General features: G+C 49.7%; 1 protein-coding gene. It reads left to right on the top strand.

What is annotated here, in order from left to right; genetic code table 11:
* Positions 1–225: 225 nt before the first annotated feature.
* Positions 226–3,246 (top strand): helicase-related protein, encoded by a 3,021-nt coding sequence (locus JX360_RS17130; RefSeq protein ID WP_244353428.1) that lies wholly within the window; start codon positions 226–228, stop codon positions 3,244–3,246.
* Positions 3,247–3,338: the final 92 nt, after the last annotated feature.

Raw genomic sequence — 3,338 nt, 5'->3', positions numbered from 1 at the left:
ACCTGTAACCGCGATCCTGAACCAACCATGGCGTCTCGGAAGCAGCATGACCAGCGTACCTATCGAATCGAATTCAAAATACACACGTACTGCTATGTCACCGATTAGTTTTGTCAGTCAACCAGGGAGAAACAGACTGAGTTGGATATTGCCACCGGCTTCTTTCGCATTGAAGCCTAGATCCGACTAGAGCGAGCCTTTCATAAACTCAGCCGTCTGCGTCTATTGATTGGCCGGGATCCTACGATTAAGCCGGCAGAACCGGATCGAATTGATCTGCAAGACTATTTACGCCGTGAACTTCAGAGCCAGCTAGAGTCCTCCACCTTTAGGCTGGAATACAAGCATTGCATCGATCGGTTGATTGCGTTTCTCAACCAAGATCATGTGGAGGTGCGGTTGTACGGAGCCACCGGAGAACGCACTCCCTTTCTACATGCCAAGGCCTACTTATTCCCCAGTTACAGCATTGTGGGATCCAGTAATTTCACTGTGCCTGGGTTGGAGGGCAATACCGAGCTCAATGTCCTGCTCGCAGATGCCCAAGCAGCTCAGGAGATGCGCAACACCTGGTTTACAGAGTTTTGGGATCATCCCAGTGTAGATAAGGACTACAAATCCAAATTGATTGCCGAGCTGGAACGCTCTAAGTTTGGCAGTCGAGCCTATACTCCTCACCAGATCCTGATGCGTTGTCTCTACACCCTATTTCAGCCGAAGGAGAGCCCGGCGGTCAAAGGACAAGCGACAACCTTGGAACTGGCGGATTTCCAACAGGAAGGGTTTGAGCGAGCCTTGCAATTGTTGGAGCGTCATGGGGGGGCTATTGTTGCTGATGCAGTGGGGTTGGGAAAAACCTATATTGGTTTGCGCCTGATCGACCATGTTCTAGCGGAGCGACGACAACCCGGTTACGTGCCCCGTGCACTGGTGATCAGCCCCGCTCAGGTGCGTAATTTGGTGTGGGAACCGAAGTTAAGGGAATTTGGCCTGATGGCGGATCTGTTGTCTCAGGAAGAGATGGGGCGGCCTGATTTCAACAGCCGACGCTACAGCTATTGCGACATCATCATTGTGGATGAGTCCCATAACTTCCGCAATAAACTAACCAGCCGCTATGCCAATCTACAACGCCTAATTTGTGGCGGACGTCGTCGTAAGTGGGTGGTGCTGCTCACGGCTACTCCCATCAACAATACGATCTTTGACCTATACCATCAGGTGTTATTGCTAACTCGCAATGATGACCGGTATTACAGTAGCTGGGGGATCCCCAATCTATTTCAACTCTTTAAGGATTTGGATAAGGGCAAGGGTCAAATCACAGAACTTCTGTTTCAGACGATGGTGCGACGCTCCCGTATGGATGTCTTAAAGCGTCAGCAGGCGGGAGAAAAGATCATCATCGGTGGCCAGGAGATCCGCTTTCCTCGTCGGATTCTAGGGCAGTTTACCTACAACTTTGAGGATAGCTTTCATAGGCTTTATGGCCGTTGGGTTACCTATATCGAAGAGCTTTTTCTCGCTCCCTATAATCTCGATCACTATCTGCGAGAGAAGCAAATCAAGTCAACGGAAGAGGAATTGCGCAACGAAGTGATCACGAGCCTGATGAAAACCCTTTACCTGAAGCGGCTGGAGAGTTCGATCAAGGCTTTTGAATATAGCATTCGTTGGCAGGCTGCCTTTCAAGACCGATTTTTGGATTTCCTCCGTCAGGGTCAACTGCTGGATGGATCCCGATATCGACGTCTAATCGCTCTAGAGGCAGAAGAACTGGATGATTCTGTGGAAGATTTTTTGGCATCTCTCCCTAGCGTGGATCCCACTCACTATGACCTAGAGGAGTTGACCCGAGCAATTCGGGCGGATCAGGAGGTGCTCAACCAGATCATCAAGGGGATAGATCGTATTCAGTCAGAGGTACAGACTGGCGAGGATTTTGATCTCAAATTGCTGTCTTTTAAGCAGATGATGCTCAGTCTGGAGCAGGAAAAGGTGATTGTGTTTAGTTACTACAGAGACACCGCTGAGTACCTTTACCAGCAGCTACTAGAGGATACGGAGTGGCTTCGGGCTATGGCCGAGAAGCGACCAGCTCTGCGGGATTCTTCTGCGAGTTTGCGCATAGAACTGCTCACGGGCAAAACTCCAAATCGGCAGCGGGAGGTTCTGGTAAGGCGATTTGCTCCTCGGTTCAATCGACTTTCTGATCAGGAACGGGGATGCTCGCCTGAAGAGGAAATCGATCTGATCATCTGCACAGATGTATTATCTGAGGGGCAAAACCTTCAAGAGGCGGCTGCCCTGGTTAATTACGATCTGCACTGGAATCCGGTGCGGATGATCCAGCGGGCAGGCCGCATCGACCGCATGGGATCCCCTTTTGAGGAGTTGATGATCATCAATGGTTTCCCTGAGCAAGGTCTGGAGTCGTTGTTAGGCTTGGTGAAGAAGTTGCAGCAGCGCATTGCCTTGATTGATCAGCAGGTGGGCCTGGATGCTAGTGTGCTAGGCGAGGTGATTTCAGAACGCTCTTTAGAAGAGATCCGGCTGCTGAAGGAGGCTCAATCCCCGAGTGCACAGAGTGAGGTTTTACAGGCTCTGGAGACCAAAGTAGATTTGGTGTCTCTGGATGAAATGAAATTCCCACTTCTGGAGTTTATTCAGCAGTCGGGCATGCAGGCGGTGGAGGAGATCCCACTCGGGATCCATAGCACTCGTTATCAGGCTCCACAGGAGGGGTTGTTTTTGGCCTTTCAGGTTAAAGATCGCCACTTCTGGCATTTTTACCCCCGACAAGCGGGTCAGATTGCGATGAATCCCGCTCAGCTTCAGAGTGATTGGGCTTCGATCTTCCAGCTCCTCTACTGTCAACCTGGAGAGTTTTCCAAACCTGATGATCTACCACCGGCTCCCTTTGATGCTGAGATCTTTCAGGTGTTGCAACCTGCGATCAATAATCTCCTGAATTTGCTCAATCAGCGCCAGAGCAGTTCTTTTTTGCGACCCACGTTGCCTCAGTGGCTGAGACGGATTTATCTCTGTCTGACAGAGGCTGAGGATAATCATAAGCTTGATTCTGTAACTGAGGAAGCTCGACAACGGGTTCTTAACTTAGTGACGCAAATCAAAAGTATCCGCACCTATGAAAGAGACTGTAAGACATTTTGGAAGATCTACCAGCAAGATCGGGATGTTTCTAATCTGATCGGCTCTCCTGACATTTTGGTGTCGATAGTATAATGAGATACTGAGTTCCATGACGAACATTGGTTCCTCTTGATAAGTTATTGGGTCTTGCTGGAGTCAAAATCCAAGAGTTTGTAGAGTTAGAA

It is taken from the genome of Thermostichus vulcanus str. 'Rupite' (genome assembly GCF_022848905.1).
Classification (GTDB): Bacteria; Cyanobacteriota; Cyanobacteriia; order Thermostichales; family Thermostichaceae; genus Thermostichus; species Thermostichus vulcanus_A.
The sequence above is the reverse complement of the archived record's forward strand: the minus strand, read 5'-3'. Positions and strand labels throughout refer to the sequence as shown.